Annotated in this window: 17 protein-coding genes; 10 read left to right on the top strand and 7 right to left on the bottom strand. The window is 70.5% G+C overall.

The genetic code is table 11. The annotated features are described in order from the left end of the window. Positions 1 to 161: 161 nt before the first annotated feature. The 9 genes from ACLQ3K_RS12140 (at position 162) to ACLQ3K_RS12180 (ending at position 8,489) form a co-directional block, all read left to right on the top strand. Positions 162 to 1,409, top strand: coding sequence for an anion permease (locus ACLQ3K_RS12140; protein WP_425999578.1), 1,248 nt, complete (start codon positions 162 to 164; stop codon positions 1,407 to 1,409). 12 nt (positions 1,410 to 1,421) lie between these two features. Then, positions 1,422 to 1,724: a hypothetical protein gene (locus ACLQ3K_RS12145; protein ID WP_224647578.1), complete on the top strand. Its 303-nt coding sequence runs from the start codon at positions 1,422 to 1,424 to the stop codon at positions 1,722 to 1,724. A gap of 10 nt (positions 1,725 to 1,734) precedes the next feature. Beyond that, a complete protein-coding gene (locus ACLQ3K_RS12150; RefSeq protein WP_224647577.1) occupies positions 1,735 to 2,046 on the top strand; it encodes a DUF3349 domain-containing protein in 312 nt (103 codons plus the stop codon). Positions 2,047 to 2,192: 146 nt separating this feature from the next. Further along, a complete protein-coding gene (locus ACLQ3K_RS12155) occupies positions 2,193 to 2,552 on the top strand; it encodes a DUF3349 domain-containing protein (protein ID WP_425999580.1) in 360 nt (119 codons plus the stop codon). Next, complete coding sequence (menE, locus tag ACLQ3K_RS12160; RefSeq protein ID WP_425999582.1) at positions 2,549 to 3,691, top strand: o-succinylbenzoate--CoA ligase; 1,143 nt, start codon at positions 2,549 to 2,551, stop codon at positions 3,689 to 3,691. Before ACLQ3K_RS12155 ends, menE begins: the two co-directional genes overlap by 4 nt. Positions 3,692 to 3,725: 34 nt before the next feature. Beyond that, positions 3,726 to 4,871 (top strand): DUF3089 domain-containing protein, encoded by a 1,146-nt coding sequence (locus tag ACLQ3K_RS12165; protein ID WP_425999584.1) that lies wholly within the window; start codon positions 3,726 to 3,728, stop codon positions 4,869 to 4,871. A 103-nt stretch (positions 4,872 to 4,974) separates the two neighbouring features. Then, positions 4,975 to 6,768, top strand: a complete 1,794-nt coding sequence (locus ACLQ3K_RS12170; protein WP_425999586.1) for an acyl-CoA dehydrogenase — start codon at positions 4,975 to 4,977, stop codon at positions 6,766 to 6,768. Between the two features lie 20 nt (positions 6,769 to 6,788). Next, on the top strand, positions 6,789 to 7,664 hold the full coding sequence (locus ACLQ3K_RS12175; protein WP_425999588.1) for a 1,4-dihydroxy-2-naphthoate polyprenyltransferase: 876 nt from the start codon (positions 6,789 to 6,791) through the stop codon (positions 7,662 to 7,664). Between the two features lie 273 nt (positions 7,665 to 7,937). Beyond that, positions 7,938 to 8,489 carry a LysR family transcriptional regulator gene (locus tag ACLQ3K_RS12180; RefSeq protein ID WP_425999590.1) on the top strand — a complete coding sequence of 184 codons (552 nt, stop codon included), beginning with the start codon at positions 7,938 to 7,940 and terminating at the stop codon, positions 8,487 to 8,489. A gap of 169 nt (positions 8,490 to 8,658) precedes the next feature. On the opposite strand, the gene ACLQ3K_RS12185 is transcribed toward ACLQ3K_RS12180, so the two are convergent. Together ACLQ3K_RS12185 and ACLQ3K_RS12190 are read right to left on the bottom strand one after the other, a co-directional pair. Further along, positions 8,659 to 9,759, bottom strand: coding sequence for a PLP-dependent cysteine synthase family protein (locus ACLQ3K_RS12185; protein ID WP_425999592.1), 1,101 nt, complete (start codon positions 9,757 to 9,759; stop codon positions 8,659 to 8,661). Beyond that, a complete protein-coding gene (locus ACLQ3K_RS12190; protein WP_336669864.1) occupies positions 9,756 to 10,055 on the bottom strand; it encodes a DUF4229 domain-containing protein in 300 nt (99 codons plus the stop codon). The genes ACLQ3K_RS12185 and ACLQ3K_RS12190 overlap by 4 nt, the downstream gene beginning before the upstream one ends. A gap of 177 nt (positions 10,056 to 10,232) precedes the next feature. On the opposite strand from ACLQ3K_RS12190, the gene ACLQ3K_RS12195 reads away from it, so the two are divergent. Then, on the top strand, positions 10,233 to 10,394 hold the full coding sequence (locus tag ACLQ3K_RS12195) for a BldC family transcriptional regulator (RefSeq protein WP_074850913.1): 162 nt from the start codon (positions 10,233 to 10,235) through the stop codon (positions 10,392 to 10,394). Between the two features lie 84 nt (positions 10,395 to 10,478). Here the strand turns inward: ACLQ3K_RS12195 and ccsB are convergent, their stop codons facing one another. Genes ccsB through ACLQ3K_RS12220 form a run of 5 tightly spaced genes read right to left on the bottom strand, consistent with a single transcriptional unit; the run spans position 10,479 to position 15,073 of the window. Further along, positions 10,479 to 11,477 (bottom strand): c-type cytochrome biogenesis protein CcsB, encoded by a 999-nt coding sequence (gene ccsB, locus ACLQ3K_RS12200; RefSeq protein ID WP_224647610.1) that lies wholly within the window; start codon positions 11,475 to 11,477, stop codon positions 10,479 to 10,481. Positions 11,478 to 11,479: 2 nt separating this feature from the next. After that, complete coding sequence (gene resB, locus ACLQ3K_RS12205) at positions 11,480 to 13,072, bottom strand: cytochrome c biogenesis protein ResB (protein WP_224647568.1); 1,593 nt, start codon at positions 13,070 to 13,072, stop codon at positions 11,480 to 11,482. Next, positions 13,072 to 13,857, bottom strand: a complete 786-nt coding sequence (locus ACLQ3K_RS12210) for a cytochrome c biogenesis CcdA family protein (protein ID WP_336669863.1) — start codon at positions 13,855 to 13,857, stop codon at positions 13,072 to 13,074. The genes resB and ACLQ3K_RS12210 overlap by 1 nt, the downstream gene beginning before the upstream one ends. Next, positions 13,857 to 14,447, bottom strand: a complete 591-nt coding sequence (locus ACLQ3K_RS12215; RefSeq protein ID WP_224647566.1) for a TlpA disulfide reductase family protein — start codon at positions 14,445 to 14,447, stop codon at positions 13,857 to 13,859. Before ACLQ3K_RS12215 ends, ACLQ3K_RS12210 begins: the two co-directional genes overlap by 1 nt. Further along, the gene (locus tag ACLQ3K_RS12220; RefSeq protein WP_425999595.1) at positions 14,444 to 15,073 is read right to left on the bottom strand and encodes a histidine phosphatase family protein; all 630 of its coding nucleotides are present in this window, start codon (positions 15,071 to 15,073) and stop codon (positions 14,444 to 14,446) included. The genes ACLQ3K_RS12215 and ACLQ3K_RS12220 overlap by 4 nt, the downstream gene beginning before the upstream one ends. Position 15,074 lies beyond the last annotated feature (1 nt).

Raw genomic sequence — 15,074 nt, forward strand, 5'->3', positions numbered from 1 at the left:
AAGATCCGCGCAAAACGGACATGCCCGGAGGATTCTGAGAGCGTGCTGAATGAACATCTGGTGAACGCTCGCCGGACGAACACGAACCTGCAGGTCAGAAGGATGTCGGGCCCGTCTCACCCGTTTGGTGGAACGGGCCTCTCGGCCTCACTATTTTCACCATGAACAGCGAACTCATCATCCTGCTGTTGGTGATCGTGACGGCCCTCGCCTTCGACTTCACCAACGGCTTCCATGACACGGGAAATGCGATGGCCACATCCATCGCGACCGGCGCCCTGAAGCCAAAGACGGCCGTCAGCCTCTCGGCGATCCTCAACCTGGTGGGCGCCTTCCTGTCCGTCGAGGTCGCTCTCACCGTGACCAACGCGGTGATCAAGATCCAGAACAAGGACGGCTCGCCGAAGCCCGAGCTCATCGAGAACGGCGGCCGCGCGCTGCTGATCATCGTGCTCGCCGGCCTCATCGGCGGCATCATCTGGAACCTGCTGACCTGGCTGCTCGGCCTGCCCAGCTCCAGCTCGCACGCGCTGTTCGGCGGCATGATCGGCGCCGCGATCGCCGCCCTCGGCGTCAGTGGCGTGGTCTGGAACGGCACCGCCAAGCTCGACGGTGTCATCGGCAAGGTCGTCCTGCCGGCTCTGTTCGCCCCCGTCGTCGCGGGCGTCGTCGCCGCGGTCGGCACGTACCTGGTGTTCAAGATCGTCGCCGGCGTCGCGGAGCGGTTCACCGAGGAGGGCTTCCGCTGGGGCCAGATCGGTACCGCCTCGCTCGTCTCGCTGGCGCACGGCACCAACGACGCGCAGAAGACCATGGGCGTCATCACCCTCGCGCTCATCGGCTACAGCCAGGGCAACCCCGGCAGCAGCGACAGCCTCCTGTTCTGGGACGACACGCACGGCGTCCCGCTGTGGGTGAAGTTCTCCGCCGCCGCCGCGATCGCCCTGGGCACCTTCCTCGGCGGCTGGCGCATCATCCGCACCCTCGGCAAGGGCCTGATCGAGATCAGCTCCCCGCAGGGCATGGCGGCCGAGGCCTCGTCGGCCACGATCATCCTCGTGTCGAGCCACCTCGGCTTCGCCCTCTCGACCACGCACGTCGCCACGGGCTCGATCCTCGGCTCGGGTGTCGGCAAGCCGGGCGCGACGGTCCGCTGGAACGTCGCGCTCCGCATGGTCGCCGCCTGGGTGATCACGCTGCCCGCCGCCGCCCTCGTCGGCGCGGTGATGTACTTCGTGGCCGCGAAGATCCCGACCCTGGCCGGTCCGATCGTCGCCTTCGCCATCCTCTGCGTGCTGTCGGGCTACATGTACTGGCGCGCCCAGCAGCAGAAGGTCGACTCCAACAACGTCAACGCCGAGTGGGACGACGAGACCAACGCGGTCGCGCCCACCGAGGCCAAGGTCTAAGGGGACCAGAGCATGCATACGATTTCCCTCGCCCTCGACGCGGTGTGGAAGGTCCTCCTCGTGGGCCTCATCCTCGGCGCCGGTCTGCCCGCCCTCTTCGCTGTGGGTGTCCGCGGTCTCGCGATCGGCAACGGCCACGAGCGGGAGGACGGCAGCGTCCACAAGCCCAATCCGATGGGCAACGCGCTCGCCGCGATCGCCTTCCTCATCGTCATCGTCGCGGTCGTGCTCGGCGTCTCGATGATCGTGGCCTCGGGCTTCAAGTACGAGCTCACGTTCGACAACATCTACCCGTGGTTCGAGAAGAAGAAGTAGGGGCGACCGCATGACCACCGAGAACTCCCAGGACAGCGTCCTCCAGCAGGTCCTCGACTGGCTCCGCGCCGGTTACCCTGAGGGCGTGCCGCCGAAGGACTACTTCCCGCTGCTCGCGCTGCTCACCAAGCAGCTGTCGGAGACCGAGGTCGACGCGGTGATCGGCCGCATCCTGGCCCAGCGCCCCGACGAGGTCCACAAGGACGAGATCGAGGCCGCGATCACCAAGGTGACGCAGGCCGAGCCCAGCGACGAGGACCTGCGCCACGTCGCGAGCAAGCTGGCCGCCGGCGGCTGGCCGCTCACCGGTTTCGCCAGCTGAAACACGTTCTCTTCGCTGTCGCTCACCCGAGCCGCGAGCGGCCCCCTATTCTGGAGTTCAGATAGGGGGCCGTTCCCGTATCGGTATCCGTATCGGCAGCACAACCGCGCCCCAGGGCGCACCCTCGCACCGGAGGTGGGGTCTTCATGAGTTCGAGTCAGAGTCCGGGCTTCCTGGCCAGGATCGTCGACTGGCTGCGCGCCGGCTATCCCGACGGCGTGCCCAACACCGACTACCAGCCGCTCCTCGCGCTGCTCGACCGGCAGCTCACCAAGGAGGAGCTGCGCGAGGTCACGCGCGAGCTGATCGACGACGCGCACCTCACCCCCGACGGCGTCGAACCCATCACGCGCGTCGACGCCGGCGTCGCCATCAGCGGGCACACGCACGAGATGCCGCTCGAGAAGGACATCACCCGCGTCCGCGAGCGCCTCGAGCGCAAGGGCTGGCCCTTCGACGACGCCCCGCTCAACCCCGACGGCTGCCCCAAATCGCACGGCGAGTGAACCTCGAGCCGCTGCGGATCGACACCGTCGAATCCGCCCTGCCGCAGCTGACCGCCCTGCTGGAGGGCACGGCGCCCGCCTGGCTGCCCGTGCCCGCGCACGATCCCCGCGAGGCCGAGCGGCTCACCGGGGCGCTCGCCGCCGGCGCCCCGATCGACGAGCGCGCGGCCCTCGTGGTCGCGACGTCCGGCACGACGGGCACGCCCAAGGGCGCCATGCTCACCCGCGAGGCCCTCGCCGCGAGCGCCGCGGGCACGCACGCGCGGCTCGGCGGGCCCGGGCAGTGGCTGCTCGCGATGCCGCCGCACCACGTCGCGGGCGTGCAGGTGATGCTGCGCTCCCTCGCCGCGGGCCACGCGCCCGCCCAGCTCGACGTGCGCGCGGGCTTCGACCCCGCCGCCCTCGCCGGCGCCCACGCCACGATGACGGCGGACCGTCGGTACGTCTCCCTGGTCCCGACCCAGCTGGTCAAGGTCCTCGCCGACCCCGCCGCGACGGAGGCCCTGACCCGGTTCGACGGGGTGCTCATCGGCGGCGCCGCCTGCCCCGTCCCGGTCCGCGAGGCGGCGCTCGCCGCCGGCATCCGGATGGTCCGCACGTACGGGATGAGCGAGACGGCCGGGGGCTGCGTGTACGACGGTGCGCCCCTGCCGGGCGTCGAGATCCGCCTGGACGGCCCGGAATCGCGCGTCGTGCTCGGCGGCCCGACGGTGGCCCTCGGCTACCGGAACCTGCCCGAGCACCCCGCCTTCGCCGATCCCGGCTGGTTCCGCACGGACGACGCCGGGACGCTCACGGACGGCGTCCTCGCCGTCACGGGCCGGCTCGACGAGGCCATCTCCACCGGCGGCCTGACGGTCCTCCCCCAGGTCGTCGAGGCCGTCCTGGCGCGGGTGCCCGGCGTCGCCGAGGTCGCCGTCTTCGCGCAGCCCGATCCGCGGCTCGGCCAGCGGGTGGCCGCGGCGGTCGTGCCGGGACCGGGCGCGGAGGTCACCGTCGAGCTGCTGCGCGCGGCCGTCGAGGCCGAGCTGGACCGGACCGCGGCGCCGCGGGCGCTGTACCTCGTCGACGAGCTGCCCCGTCGCGGGCCGGGCAAGGTCGACCGGCGCGCGCTCGTCGACCGATTCTCGAAATACTGAGAGAATTTCAAAACTCTCGGTATATGGTCTGCGCATGATCCTTCGGCGCGCCCTCCGGCGACTGGCAGCGATATCGGCGACCCTCGCGCTCGGCGCGGGCCTGGCGGCTGGCGCGGCCCAGGGCGCACCGTCGACGACGTGGATGTGCCGGCCCGGCACCGCGAACCCGTGCACCCTCCCCACCGACACCACCGACCTCGGCACGGGAAAGACCACCCCGGCCCGGAAGGTGACCGACGCCGAGAAGGCGGTCGACTGCTTCTACGTCTATCCGACGGTGACGAACCAGGTCGCGCTCACCGCGAACCCGGTGCGCATGCCCGAGGTCGACTCGATCGCCCGGTTCCAGGCGGCGCGGTTCGGGTCGATGTGCCGCGTCTTCGCGCCGGTCTACCCGCAGATCACCCTCACGGGCCTCGCACCCACGATGTTGATGCACCTGAAGCCGGTCGTCGACACCGCGTACGAGTCCGTGCGGACGGCCTGGCGCGAGTACCTGGCGCGCGACAACGGCGGCCGCGGCGTGGTCCTCATCGGGCATTCGCAGGGAACGATGATGCTGCGCAAGCTGATCCGCGAGGAGATCGACGGCAACGCCGCCGTCCGGAACCGCCTCGTCGGCGCCTTCCTCATGGGCGGCAACGTGACCACCGCCGAGGGCCGCACCACCGGCGGCGACTTCCAGAACATCCCGTTGTGCACCCGCCGCGGCGAGTTCGGTTGCGCGGTCGCCTACTCCACGGACACCGCCGCGCCCGTGATCTCGATGTTCGGCAACACCGACCTCGACCTCCTCTCCCAGACGATGGAACTCCCGGTCGGCGCGGGCAAGCACATCGCCTGCACCGACCCCGGCCCACTCTCCGGCGACTGGAGCCCCGTCGGCGTGACGGTGCCGAGCGAGCGCTACGCCTTCGGGATCATCTCCGTGCTCATGGACTACACGACCTTCCCCGAGGCGCTGCCCACGTCGGCCAGCACCTGGACGGTGAGCAGGAGCCGCGGCGTGGGGAGCTGCTCGGAGGTCAACCGGCACAGCATGTACCGGATCCGGCTGACGGTGCCGCAGCCGCTCAACGAGCTGCTGCTGATGGGCACGCACCTGTTGGACGTGAACTTCGGCCTCGACCGGCTGGTCTCGATCGCGGCGCAGCAGTCGGCCGCGTGGCGCGCCCGGTGAGCGCGGGTTGACGGACGTCACAAATATTCATGGTTGAAGGAATCTCGGGTAAGGTTACCGCCGAGTAAGATAGCTCCGCAGTAACAGCCCGGATCGGAGAACCGTGAAGCAGAACATCGCAGCGCAGACCCCGCTGCTCAACCCCCGCGACGTCGACTTCCTGCTCTACGAGTGGTTGAACGCGGAGGAGCTGACCAAGCGCGACGCCTTCGCGGAGCACTCGAAGGAGACCTTCGACGCCGCGCTCGACCTAGCCGCCGACATCGCCGTGCAGAAGCTGTCCAACCACTACAAGGACGCGGACGCCAACGAGCCGACGATCCAGCCCGACGGCACCGCGAAGACGCTGCCCGCGACCAAGGCCGGGATCGATGCGATCAACGAGGCCGGCTTCACGTTCGCCGAGCTGCCCGCCGAGGAGGGTGGCATCGGCCTCCCCTCGCTGATCAGCAAGGCCGCGTTCGCGTGGATGCAGGCCGCGAACGTCTCCACCACCGTCTACTCGGGCCTGACCCTGGGCAACGGCAACGTGATCCGCTCCTTCGGCACCGACGAGCAGAAGCGGCTCTACCTCGAGCCCATGATCGAGGGCCGGTTCACCGGCACCATGTGCCTCTCGGAGCCCGACGCCGGTTCCGCGCTCGCCGACATCAGCGCCAAGGCCGAGCCCCGCGAGGACGGCAGCTACGCCATCACCGGCACCAAGATGTGGATCACCGGCGGCGACCACGAGATGACCGAGAACATCGTGCACCTCGTGCTCGCGAAGGTCCCCGGCGCGCCGGACGGCGTCAAGGGCATCTCGCTGTTCATCGTGCCGAAGTACCTTGTCAACGACGACGCGTCCGTCGGCGACCGCAACGCCGTGAACCTGGTGAGCCTGAACCACAAGATGGGCAACAAGGGCACCACCAACTGCCTGCTCTCGCTCGACGGGGCCACCGGCTACCTGGTGGGCACGGAGAACCGCGGCCTGGTGCAGATGTTCCAGATGATGAACGAGGCGCGCGTCGCCGTCGGGCTGGCGTCCTCGTCGATCGGTTACACCGGTTACCTGCAGTCGCTCGAGTACGCCAAGACCCGCGTCCAGGGCCGGCCCGTGACCGCCCCGACGGGGCCGCAGGTCCCGATCATCGAGCACCCCGACGTGCGCCGCATGCTGCTCGCGCAGAAGAGCTACGTCGAGGGCGGGCTGGCGCTCGCGCTGTTCGGGGCGCGCCTCGTCGACGACGAGAACACCGGGCAGACGGAGGAGGAGCGGAAGGCCGCCGGGCAGCTGCTCGACTTCCTCACCCCGATCATCAAGAGCTGGCCCAGCGAGTGGGCCACGAAGGCCAACGACTACGCCATCCAGATCCACGGCGGCTACGGCTACACGCGCGAGTTCAACGTCGAGCAGCTGTACCGGGACAACCGGCTCAACGCGATCCACGAGGGCGCCAAGGCCATCCACGGCCTCGACCTGCTCGGCCGCAAGGTGCCGCAGCACGGCGGCGCCGCCTTCGGCGCGCTGCTGGGCCGGTTCGAGGCGACGGCCGCCCGCGCCGACAAGGTCGAGGAGCTGGCGCCGCACGCGGCCGCGCTGCGGGCCGCCGCGCAGCGCGCGGTCGAGGTCACCATGGCGCTCGGCGGCACGGGCGACCCCGCGCTGTCGCTGGCGAACGCGACCTCCTACCTCGACGGCCTCGGGCACGTCGTGGTGGCGTGGCTGTGGCTGGACCAGGCGCTCGCGACGTACGCCGAGGACGGCACGGCCAAGGACGAGGCCTTCTACCGCGGCAAGCGGGCGGCCACGCAGTACTTCTTCGTGTACGAGCTGCCCAAGGCGTACACCGAGTTCGACCTGCTGGCGAAGCTCGACCGCACGACGCTCGACCTGGACACCTCGGTCCTGTAGCGACTGCATAGGCTGGGCGCATGGCAACCGCAGCGCAGTGGCTCGAAGGGGCCCGCCCCCGCACGCTCCCGAACGCGATCGCCCCGGTGATCGCGGGTACGGGGGCGGCGGGCTTCCTCGGCGAGGCGGTCTGGTGGAAGGCGCTCCTCGCGCTGGTGGTGTCGCTGTCGCTGATCCTGGGCGTGAACTTCGCCAACGACTACTCCGACGGCATCCGCGGCACCGACGACGAGCGCGTCGGCCCGCTGCGGCTCGTCGGGTCCGGGCTGGCCTCCCCCGCCGCGGTGAAGCGCGCGGCGTTCGCGTGCTTCGGCGTCGGCGGGGTCGCCGGCGTGGTGCTGTCGCTGACCTCGGCGCCCTGGCTGATCCTCGTGGGCCTGGCCTGCGTGGCCGGGGCGTGGTTCTACACCGGCGGGAAGAAGCCCTACGGCTACCTCGGCTTCGGCGAGATCGCGGTGTTCGTGTTCTTCGGCCTGGTCGCGGTACTGGGCACGGAGTTCGTGCAGGCCGGGCGGGTGGATGCGTCCGGTGTGCTCGCCGCGTGCGCGGTGGGCTCGTACAGCTCGGCGGTGCTCGTCGCCAACAACCTGCGCGACATCCCCACCGACCGCGAGTCCGGCAAGATCACCCTCGCCGTCCGCCTCGGCGACTCCCGCACCCGCGTCCTGTTCTCGGTCCTCGTCGCCGTCCCGACGGTGCTGGGCCTCGCCCTCGCCGCCGTCGCCACCCCGTGGGCACTCCTCTCCCTCGCCTCCGCTCCGCTCGCCGTCCGCGCCGCGCTGCCCGTGACCCGCGGCGGCCAGGGCCCCGCGCTCATTCCCGCGCTCGCCCAGACCGGCCTGGCGATGCTCGTCTGGTCCATCGGCGCCGCGGTCGGGCTGTTCCTGGGCGCGTGAGCCGCACGCCCGACTGCGCGCCCGGCTCACCCTCGTCCGACCGCCGGCACCTCCCCGAGGCGGGCCGGTAGTCGATCCGGAGCGCCATGCGCGCCACGCATGGGTTGGATACGTGCAGTTCAGAGGCATGTTTTTCAGTCCCGGGTCATGCGTGGCACGCATGACCTGACGTCCCTGACGTCCCGCCTCGCGACCGTCGCGCCCGCCCGCGCCGTTCCGTCGACCGGGCTCGGGCGAGAGAAACTCGTCAGTGACCGGCGGTACCGTCCCGGCATGTCGGACATCGAACGGTTGCGGGTGGTGGCGACAGTGGCCCGCACGCACAGCATCAGCGAGGCGGCCCGGGTGCACGGCGTCGCACAGTCCACGGTCACGCGGTCGGTCGCGGTCGCGGAGGAGCTCGTGGGCTTCCCGCTGTTCCGGCGCACCGCGGAGGGCGCGCAAACGACCACTGGCGCGCGGTCGGCCATCACCCTGATCGAGCGCATCGTGAGCGGCTTCGACGAGCTCCGCGCGCTCGGCGACGACCGCCCCGCGTCGCTCCGCCTGGCCCACCGCGCGGACCTCCCGATCCCCACCCGCCTCGAGGACACGATCATCCTGTGGAACCGCGAGAACACTCCCACCGTCGACCCGGTGATCCTGGACGATCCGGTGGCGGCGGTCCACGCAGGCGAGGCCGCGTTCGCCGTGGTCCGCAACAGCGGCTCTCTGCTACCGGACCTCGAGACGGTGATGGTGCGGGTCACCCGCCTCGAGCGGATCGAGCTGCTGCACCTGCCGGACCCGCCCGCCGAGGCGGAGCCCTTCCTCCTGCGCGTCTGACCGCGCGGCGCGACCCGCGCGGCCCGCGCCCCGGCCATGCGTCCGACGCATGCCCCGCCTCAGAAAAACAGCCTCTGAACTGCGAAGATCGTAGCCATGCGTGGCACGCATGGCTTCCCGGACCGACTACACGGCCCGTCCGCGCCGCCCGGGACCCGCCATCCCGGGCCTACTCCCGCCAGGACCCGTCGGTGAGGAAGCGCTCGACGGTGAGCGTGGGCGGGATGAGATCGAAGCCCCGCGACTGCACCCAGGCGTCGTCGAAGTAGGTGTCGAGGTAGCGGTCACCGTCGTCGGCGAGGAGGGTGACGACGCTGCCGGACCGGCCGGCCTGCAGCATCTCGGCGATCACCCCGAAGGCGCCCCAGAGGTTCGTGCCGGTGGAACCGCCCACGCGGCGGCCGAGCATCGACGAGGCGATCCGCGCCGCGGCGATCGAGCCGGCGTCGGGCACGCCCACCATGCGATCGACGATCTCCGGGATGAACGAGGGTTCCACGCGCGGGCGGCCGATGCCCTCGATGCGGGAGGACTGCCCCGTCTGCACCGTGCAGTCGCCGGCGACGTAGCCGGGCAGGAAGCTGGAGTTCTCCGGGTCCACGACGCAGAGGCGGGTCGCGTGCCGGCGGTAGCGGATGTAGCGGCCGATGGTCGCCGACGTGCCGCCGGTGCCCGCGCCGACCACGATCCACGCCGGCTCCGGGTGATCCTCGAGGGAGAGCTGCGAGAAGATCGACTCGGCGATGTTGTTGTTGCCCCGCCAGTCCGTCGCGCACTCGGCGTGGGTGAACTGGTCCATGTAGTGCCCGCCGCGCTCGTGCGCGAGCCGCGCGGCCTCGGTGTACACCTCGTCGGCGCGGTCCACGAAGTGGCACGTGCCGCCCTCGCGCTCGATCAGCGCCACCTTCGCCGGCGACGTCGACTTCGTCATCACGGCGATGAACGGCAGGCCCAGCAGCTTCGCGAAGTACGCCTCGGACACCGCCGTCGAGCCCGACGAGGCCTCGATCACCGTCGTGCCCTCGCGCACCCACCCGTTGCACAGGGAGTACAGGAACAGGGATCGGGCCAGACGGTGCTTCAGGCTGCCCGTGATGTGCGTGGTCTCGTCCTTGAGGTACAGGTCGATCCCCGCGCCCCGCGCCCACTCCTCCAGCGGGAAGCGCAGCAGGTGGGTGTCGGCGCTGCGGCGCGCGTCGGCCTCGATCAGCCGGACGGCGTTGTCGACCCAGGACCGGTCCGCGGACCGGTCGTGAACGACGGTCGTCACTCGTCCACGCCCTGCAGCCGCCGCCGGAAGTCGTCGCGATTCTCCTTGCGCGCCTCGTCGATCACGGCGGCGCTCTCGTTCACCCGGGTACGCAGCTTCTTGCCGAGCACCATCGACAGCGGCAGGGACACCACGAGCGCGAACAGGAACACGGGAACGGGCGGCACCTCGTCGAGGAACAGCATGCCGAGCCCGTAGAGCACCGCGAAGACGACGACGACGAGCCCCAGGCGGAACAGCGTATAGAAAAAGATGTCGCGTGCCAGCGCCCGCTTGGCCGTACCCGTATCGGTCATGACCAAGAGCTTACTCCCCGTCCGAAATACGACTTTACCAATTCTTGGCACTCGGATAGAGGTTCGAGTACTCGGGCAAATCGCTGCATACTGGGCATCATGACCACGGCACACCCGAACCTCGCCCAGCGCGCAGCGGACCCCCGGGCCGCTGCTCCCCGTCAGCCCGAGCGACTCATGACCCCAGGCCAGGTGGCCGCGCTGTTCAACGTGAACCCCAAAACGGTCACCCGATGGGCCGGTGCGGGCCTTCTCGGCTCCGTCCGCACGCCCGGCGGGCACCGTCGCTTCCGCGCATCGGAAGTCTTTGCTCTGTTGAACCAAAACACCACGGCGTAGCCCCCGCACACGACGAAGGGCGCCGCTCCACCGAGATCCTCGGCGGGGCGGCGCCCTTGTCGTACGCGGGTACCCGGCGCGGACTCAGCCGGCGTAGGAGTGCAGGCTGCCCGTCGCGAAGTAGTTGATGATGAACAGGTTGAAGACGATCACGGCGAAGCCGAGGATGTTCAGGTAGGGCGCGGCCTTGCGCCACACCGACGTCGCCCGCGCGTGCAGGTACGCCGCGTAGAGGACCCACGCGATGAACGAGGTGGTCTCCTTCGGGTCCCACCCCCACGGTCGGCCCCACGCCGCCTCGGCCCAGACAGCGCCGCAGATCACGCCCGCGCTGAACAGCGGGAAGGCGACGATCACGGTGCCGTACGCCACGCGGTCGAGCACCTGCGTGGACGGGATGGCCTGCAGCAGCCGGCCGCCGACGCCGGAGGTGACGGAGACGGAACCGTCGGGCAGCTCGTACCGGCGGCGGATCAGGTACAGCAGGCTGGCGACGCCGGAGACCAGGAAGATGCCGGCGCCGATCGACACGATCGAGACGTGGATCGCGAGCCAGTACGACTTCAGCGAGGGCACCACGGGGCCGGCGGTCGTGTACAGCACGCCCTCCGCGACGAACATGAAGATCAGGATCGGGACCAGCACGAAGCCGAGGATCGGACGGGCCTCGGGCTTGCGCAGCAGCACCAGCGAGGCCAGGACCGCGCCCGCGCACATGATGGACATGAACTCGTACATGTTGCCCCAGGGCATGCGGCCCGTGGCGACGCCGCGCAGCACGATCGAGGAGACGTGCACGAGCAGGCCCGCGACCACCAGGGCGTAGCCCATCCGGCCGATCCGCTCGGACTTCGTGCGACGCGGACCGTCGTCGACGACCCGCCCGGGGGTGGAGTCGGTGGCGATCGGGCCGCCGCCCGCGGCGACGAGTTCGCGCTCGCGGTCGCGCGCGGCCGTCGCGTCCACGCGCGACGTGGCGAGCTCGATGACCATCAGGACCAGCGCGAGCGCGTAGATCCCGGTCGCGCTGGTGAACAGCACGTCGGCGAAGTTCGCCAGGTCGACGTTCGTCTCGGTTCCCATGGTCACGCCACTTTCTCACCGTCGGGACCGACCAGGCGGTCGGCCAGTGCTTCGAAGTCCTCGGTCCATCCGGCCTCGTCGGTGCGGGCCAGTCCGGCGATCTCCATCACGGTACCGCCGCCCTCGCGCGGGGTCAGCCGCACGAACACCCGCCGGCGCCGCACGGTGAGCGAGACGATGAGCCCGCCCAGCATCCCGATCGCGAAGACCAGCGTCCAGTTCTGCGCCGGGTTGTGGCTGACCTGCAGGGCCGCGAAGTTCGTGACCCCGTCGAACCGCACCTGGGTGCCGTCCTCGATCGTGGTCGACTGCCCGACGGTCAGGTTCACGCGCGCCTTCTTCGACAGCCGGCCGGAGTCGATCTGATCGCGGCTGAGCGAGAAGATGTTCTGCGGCTTGCCGGTGTCGAGGCCGGTGTCGCCCTGGTAGATGTCGATCGCGACGGCCGGATCGTTCGGCGCGGGGAACCGCGAGGTGAGCAGCGTCCCGTCGAGCTGCTTGGTGGGGGCGAGCAGCCCCTCGATCCCGATCTGCTTGGTGCGCCGCTCGTCCTCGGTGGGGTACAGCGCGGCCGGCGGGTCGAAGCGCAGGGCGCCGGAGGAGAGGAAGTTGATCTTGTCCTGCGGCGCGAACTGCATGGTCTGCGTGCGGACGGCGCCGTTCGGGTAGGTCACGGTGAAGGTGCCGGCGTAGCCGTGGCCCAGCATGTAGACCCGCACGCCGTCCATCCGGAGCGGCTTGTTCACCTCGATGTCGTACTTCTTCCAGGTTTCGGTCTGCAGCGCCTCGCCGTCCTGGTAGGAGGCGATCGTGCGGAACATGTCGGGCTGCGCGTTCGGCAGGAAGGTGGCCTGCACCTCGTCGGCCTTGAGGCAGAAGGGCGCGAGCCCGGTCCCGTCGACGAGGTTGCCGGCGCGGAAGTTGTCGTAGTTCGACGAGGTGTTGCAGAAGCCGTCGTCGCCCGCGATCACGATGCGCGAGCCCTCGTAGGAGAACTGCTGGCCGACGCCGATCGCGATGAGGATGCCCACCAGCGAGATGTGGAAGACCAGGTTGCCGGCCTCGCGGAGGTAGCCCTTCTCGGCGGAGACGGTGACGGTGCCCTCGGCCTCGTTCGCACCGCCGGGGCGGGAGATCTTGCGCCAGCCGCGCAGGCCGGCGAGCACCGTCTGCGCGGCGGCCTCCGGGTCCTGGTCGCTCTCGCGGGTGGTGTGTCGCGGCAGCCGGGACAGGTTGCGCGGCGTCGCGACGGGCGGGGTGCGCAGGGCGCGGAAGTGCTCGAAGCAGCGCGGCACGATGCAGCCGACGAGCGAGACGAACAGCAGCGCGTAGATCGACGTGAACCACACCGACTTGAAGACGCCGAAGAACTGCAGCTTGTCCATGATCTCGCCGAGCGTCCCGTGGTCGTCGATCCACTTCGCGGTGGCGGCGGAGTCGACGTCGCGCTGGGGCAGCAGCGCGCCGGGCATGGCGGCGACGGCCAGCAGGAACAGCAGGACCAGCGCGGTCTTCATCGACGTGAGCGAGCGCCACGTGTTGCGGACCGCGGCGAGGGCGCGGCGGGGCGGGGACTGCTTGACGGGGGTACTCATCAGATCGGCATCACTGTGTTCGAGACGAAGAGGCGGCGGACGAGGTCGATGAACTCGGCCCAGTAGCCGGTGACCAGCGCGACGCCGACGGCGATCATCAGCACGCCGCCGAAGATCTGGATGCGGCGCGAGTTGCGGCGCAGCCACCCGACGGCGCGGACGGCCACCGTCGACCCGAGGGCCAGGACGATGAAGGGCAGGCCGAGCCCCGCGCAGTAGGCCACGATGAGGATCGCGCCGCGGGCGGGCTCGGCGTCGGTGCCGACGACGATGGACAGGATCCCCGCCAGCGTCGGGCCGATGCACGGCGTCCAGCCGAGCGCGAAGACGCCGCCGAGCAGCGGCGCGCCCGCGAGGGTGGTCCACTGCCGCGGCGCGAACCGGACGTCGCGCTCGAGCATCGGGACCAGGCCGATGAAGGCGAGGCCCATGACGATGGTGACGACGCCGCCGATCCGCATCAGGGTGTCGGCGTTGAGCCGGATCGACGTGGCGAGCCCGAAGACCGACATCGTCATCAGCAGGAAGACGGCGGTGAAGCCGGCGACGAACAGGATCGCGGCGCCCATGACGCGCCACCGGCCCGCCCGCACGCCCGCCTTCGCCTCGTCGACGGTGGCGGCCGGGGCCTCGGCCCCGACGAGCCCGGCCAGGTACGACAGGTAGCCCGGCACGAGCGGGACGATGCACGGCGAGGCGAACGAGACGAGCCCCGCGAGCAGGCACGCGCCGAGCGCGAGCAGCAGCGGGCCCGAGACGGCCGCGGTGGCGAAGGCCTCTCCCATCAGCCCTCCCCCAGCACCTTCTCGATGGTGTCCGTGAGTTCCTTCTCGCCGACGGTGGTCAGGTAGGACGCCGCCACGCGGTGCTGCCGGTCGAGGACGAAGGTCATCGGCACGACGGTGGTCGGGTACTGCTCGCCGATGGCCAGCAGCGTCTTGCCGGGCGGGTCGTAGATCGACGGGTAGGTCAGGCCCTGCGAGCCGATGAAGTCGCGGGCGGCGTCGTCGCCAGCGGTCTCGCGCACGTTGATGCCGAGGAACTGCACGCCCTTGTCCTTGGTGGCGACGAAGGTGCGCTCGAGCTCGGGCGATTCGAGGCGGCACGGGGCGCACCAGCTGCCCCAGACGTTGATGACGACGACCTTGCCGGCGTAGTCGGAGAGCTTGATCGTGGTGTTCGGGTCGGTCACGCTGCGCCCGGACAGGTTCTCGACGGTGCTGCGCTGCCCGGGCTCGTAGAACTGCCGGACCTTGCCGCCGGGGGCGATCACGCCGCCCTTGGCGGCCTGGTCGGAGAGCTGGACGCAGCCGGACGCGCCGAAGGCGACCGCGCCGGCGACCACGAGGGCGGCGGCGCGGCGGGCGAGCCTCACGCGCCGCGCACCAGCGGGTCGGTGGCGCCCGCCGGCTCGGAGTACACGATGTCGACGAGCTCGTCGCCGTCGTAGACGAGGCTGGTGAGCGAGGCGAGGGAGCACTGCCGGTTGCGCGGGTCGTGCCAGAGGCGCTTGCCCTCGAGGTGGCGGCGCAGGGTCACGACGGGCAGCTGGTGGCTCACGAGGACGGCCTCGTGGCCGCGGGCCCGGTCGCGCGCGATGTCGACGACGCCGACCATGCGGTGCGCAATCTGCAGGTACGGCTCGCCCCACGACGGGGTGAAGGGATCGCGCAGCTTGGCCCAGTGCTTGGGCTGGCGCAGGGCACCGTCGCCGACGGCCACCTTGAGGCCCTCGAACTGGTTACCCGCCTCGATGAGCTCGTCGTCGGTGATGATCGGCAGCCCGTGCGACGCGGCGATGGGGGTCGCGGTCTCCTGGGCGCGCTGCAGCGGCGAGGCGAATACGGCGGTGATGTCGTGGTCGGCGAGCGCGTCGGCCACCGTCTGCGCCTGCGCCCGGCCCTTCTCGGACAGGCAGAACCCGGGGAGGCGGCCGTAGAGGATGCCGTCGGGGTTGTGCACCTCGCCGTGCCGCATGACGTGCACGATCGTCTGGGTCATC

Source organism: Tsukamurella sp. DT100, assembly GCF_049844855.1.
Taxonomy (GTDB): Bacteria; Actinomycetota; Actinomycetes; order Mycobacteriales; family Mycobacteriaceae; genus Tsukamurella.

Excerpts from the sequence above, each read along its gene's own strand:
- resB (WP_224647568.1), bottom strand. The coding sequence starts at position 13,072 with ATGAGTACCCCCGTCAAGCAGTCCCCGCCCCGCCGCGCCCTCGCCGCG.
- ACLQ3K_RS12210 (WP_336669863.1), bottom strand. The coding sequence starts at position 13,857 with ATGGGAGAGGCCTTCGCCACCGCGGCCGTCTCGGGCCCGCTGCTGCTC.
- ccsB (WP_224647610.1), bottom strand. The coding sequence starts at position 11,477 with ATGGGAACCGAGACGAACGTCGACCTGGCGAACTTCGCCGACGTGCTG.
- ACLQ3K_RS12175 (WP_425999588.1), top strand. The coding sequence starts at position 6,789 with ATGGCAACCGCAGCGCAGTGGCTCGAAGGGGCCCGCCCCCGCACGCTC.
- ACLQ3K_RS12145 (WP_224647578.1), top strand. The coding sequence starts at position 1,422 with ATGCATACGATTTCCCTCGCCCTCGACGCGGTGTGGAAGGTCCTCCTC.
- ACLQ3K_RS12195 (WP_074850913.1), top strand. The coding sequence starts at position 10,233 with ATGACCCCAGGCCAGGTGGCCGCGCTGTTCAACGTGAACCCCAAAACG.
- ACLQ3K_RS12150 (WP_224647577.1), top strand. The coding sequence starts at position 1,735 with ATGACCACCGAGAACTCCCAGGACAGCGTCCTCCAGCAGGTCCTCGAC.
- ACLQ3K_RS12140 (WP_425999578.1), top strand. The coding sequence starts at position 162 with ATGAACAGCGAACTCATCATCCTGCTGTTGGTGATCGTGACGGCCCTC.
- ACLQ3K_RS12155 (WP_425999580.1), top strand. The coding sequence starts at position 2,193 with ATGAGTTCGAGTCAGAGTCCGGGCTTCCTGGCCAGGATCGTCGACTGG.
- ACLQ3K_RS12190 (WP_336669864.1), bottom strand. The coding sequence starts at position 10,055 with ATGACCGATACGGGTACGGCCAAGCGGGCGCTGGCACGCGACATCTTT.
- ACLQ3K_RS12220 (WP_425999595.1), bottom strand. The coding sequence starts at position 15,073 with ATGACCCAGACGATCGTGCACGTCATGCGGCACGGCGAGGTGCACAAC.
- ACLQ3K_RS12180 (WP_425999590.1), top strand. The coding sequence starts at position 7,938 with ATGTCGGACATCGAACGGTTGCGGGTGGTGGCGACAGTGGCCCGCACG.
- ACLQ3K_RS12165 (WP_425999584.1), top strand. The coding sequence starts at position 3,726 with ATGATCCTTCGGCGCGCCCTCCGGCGACTGGCAGCGATATCGGCGACC.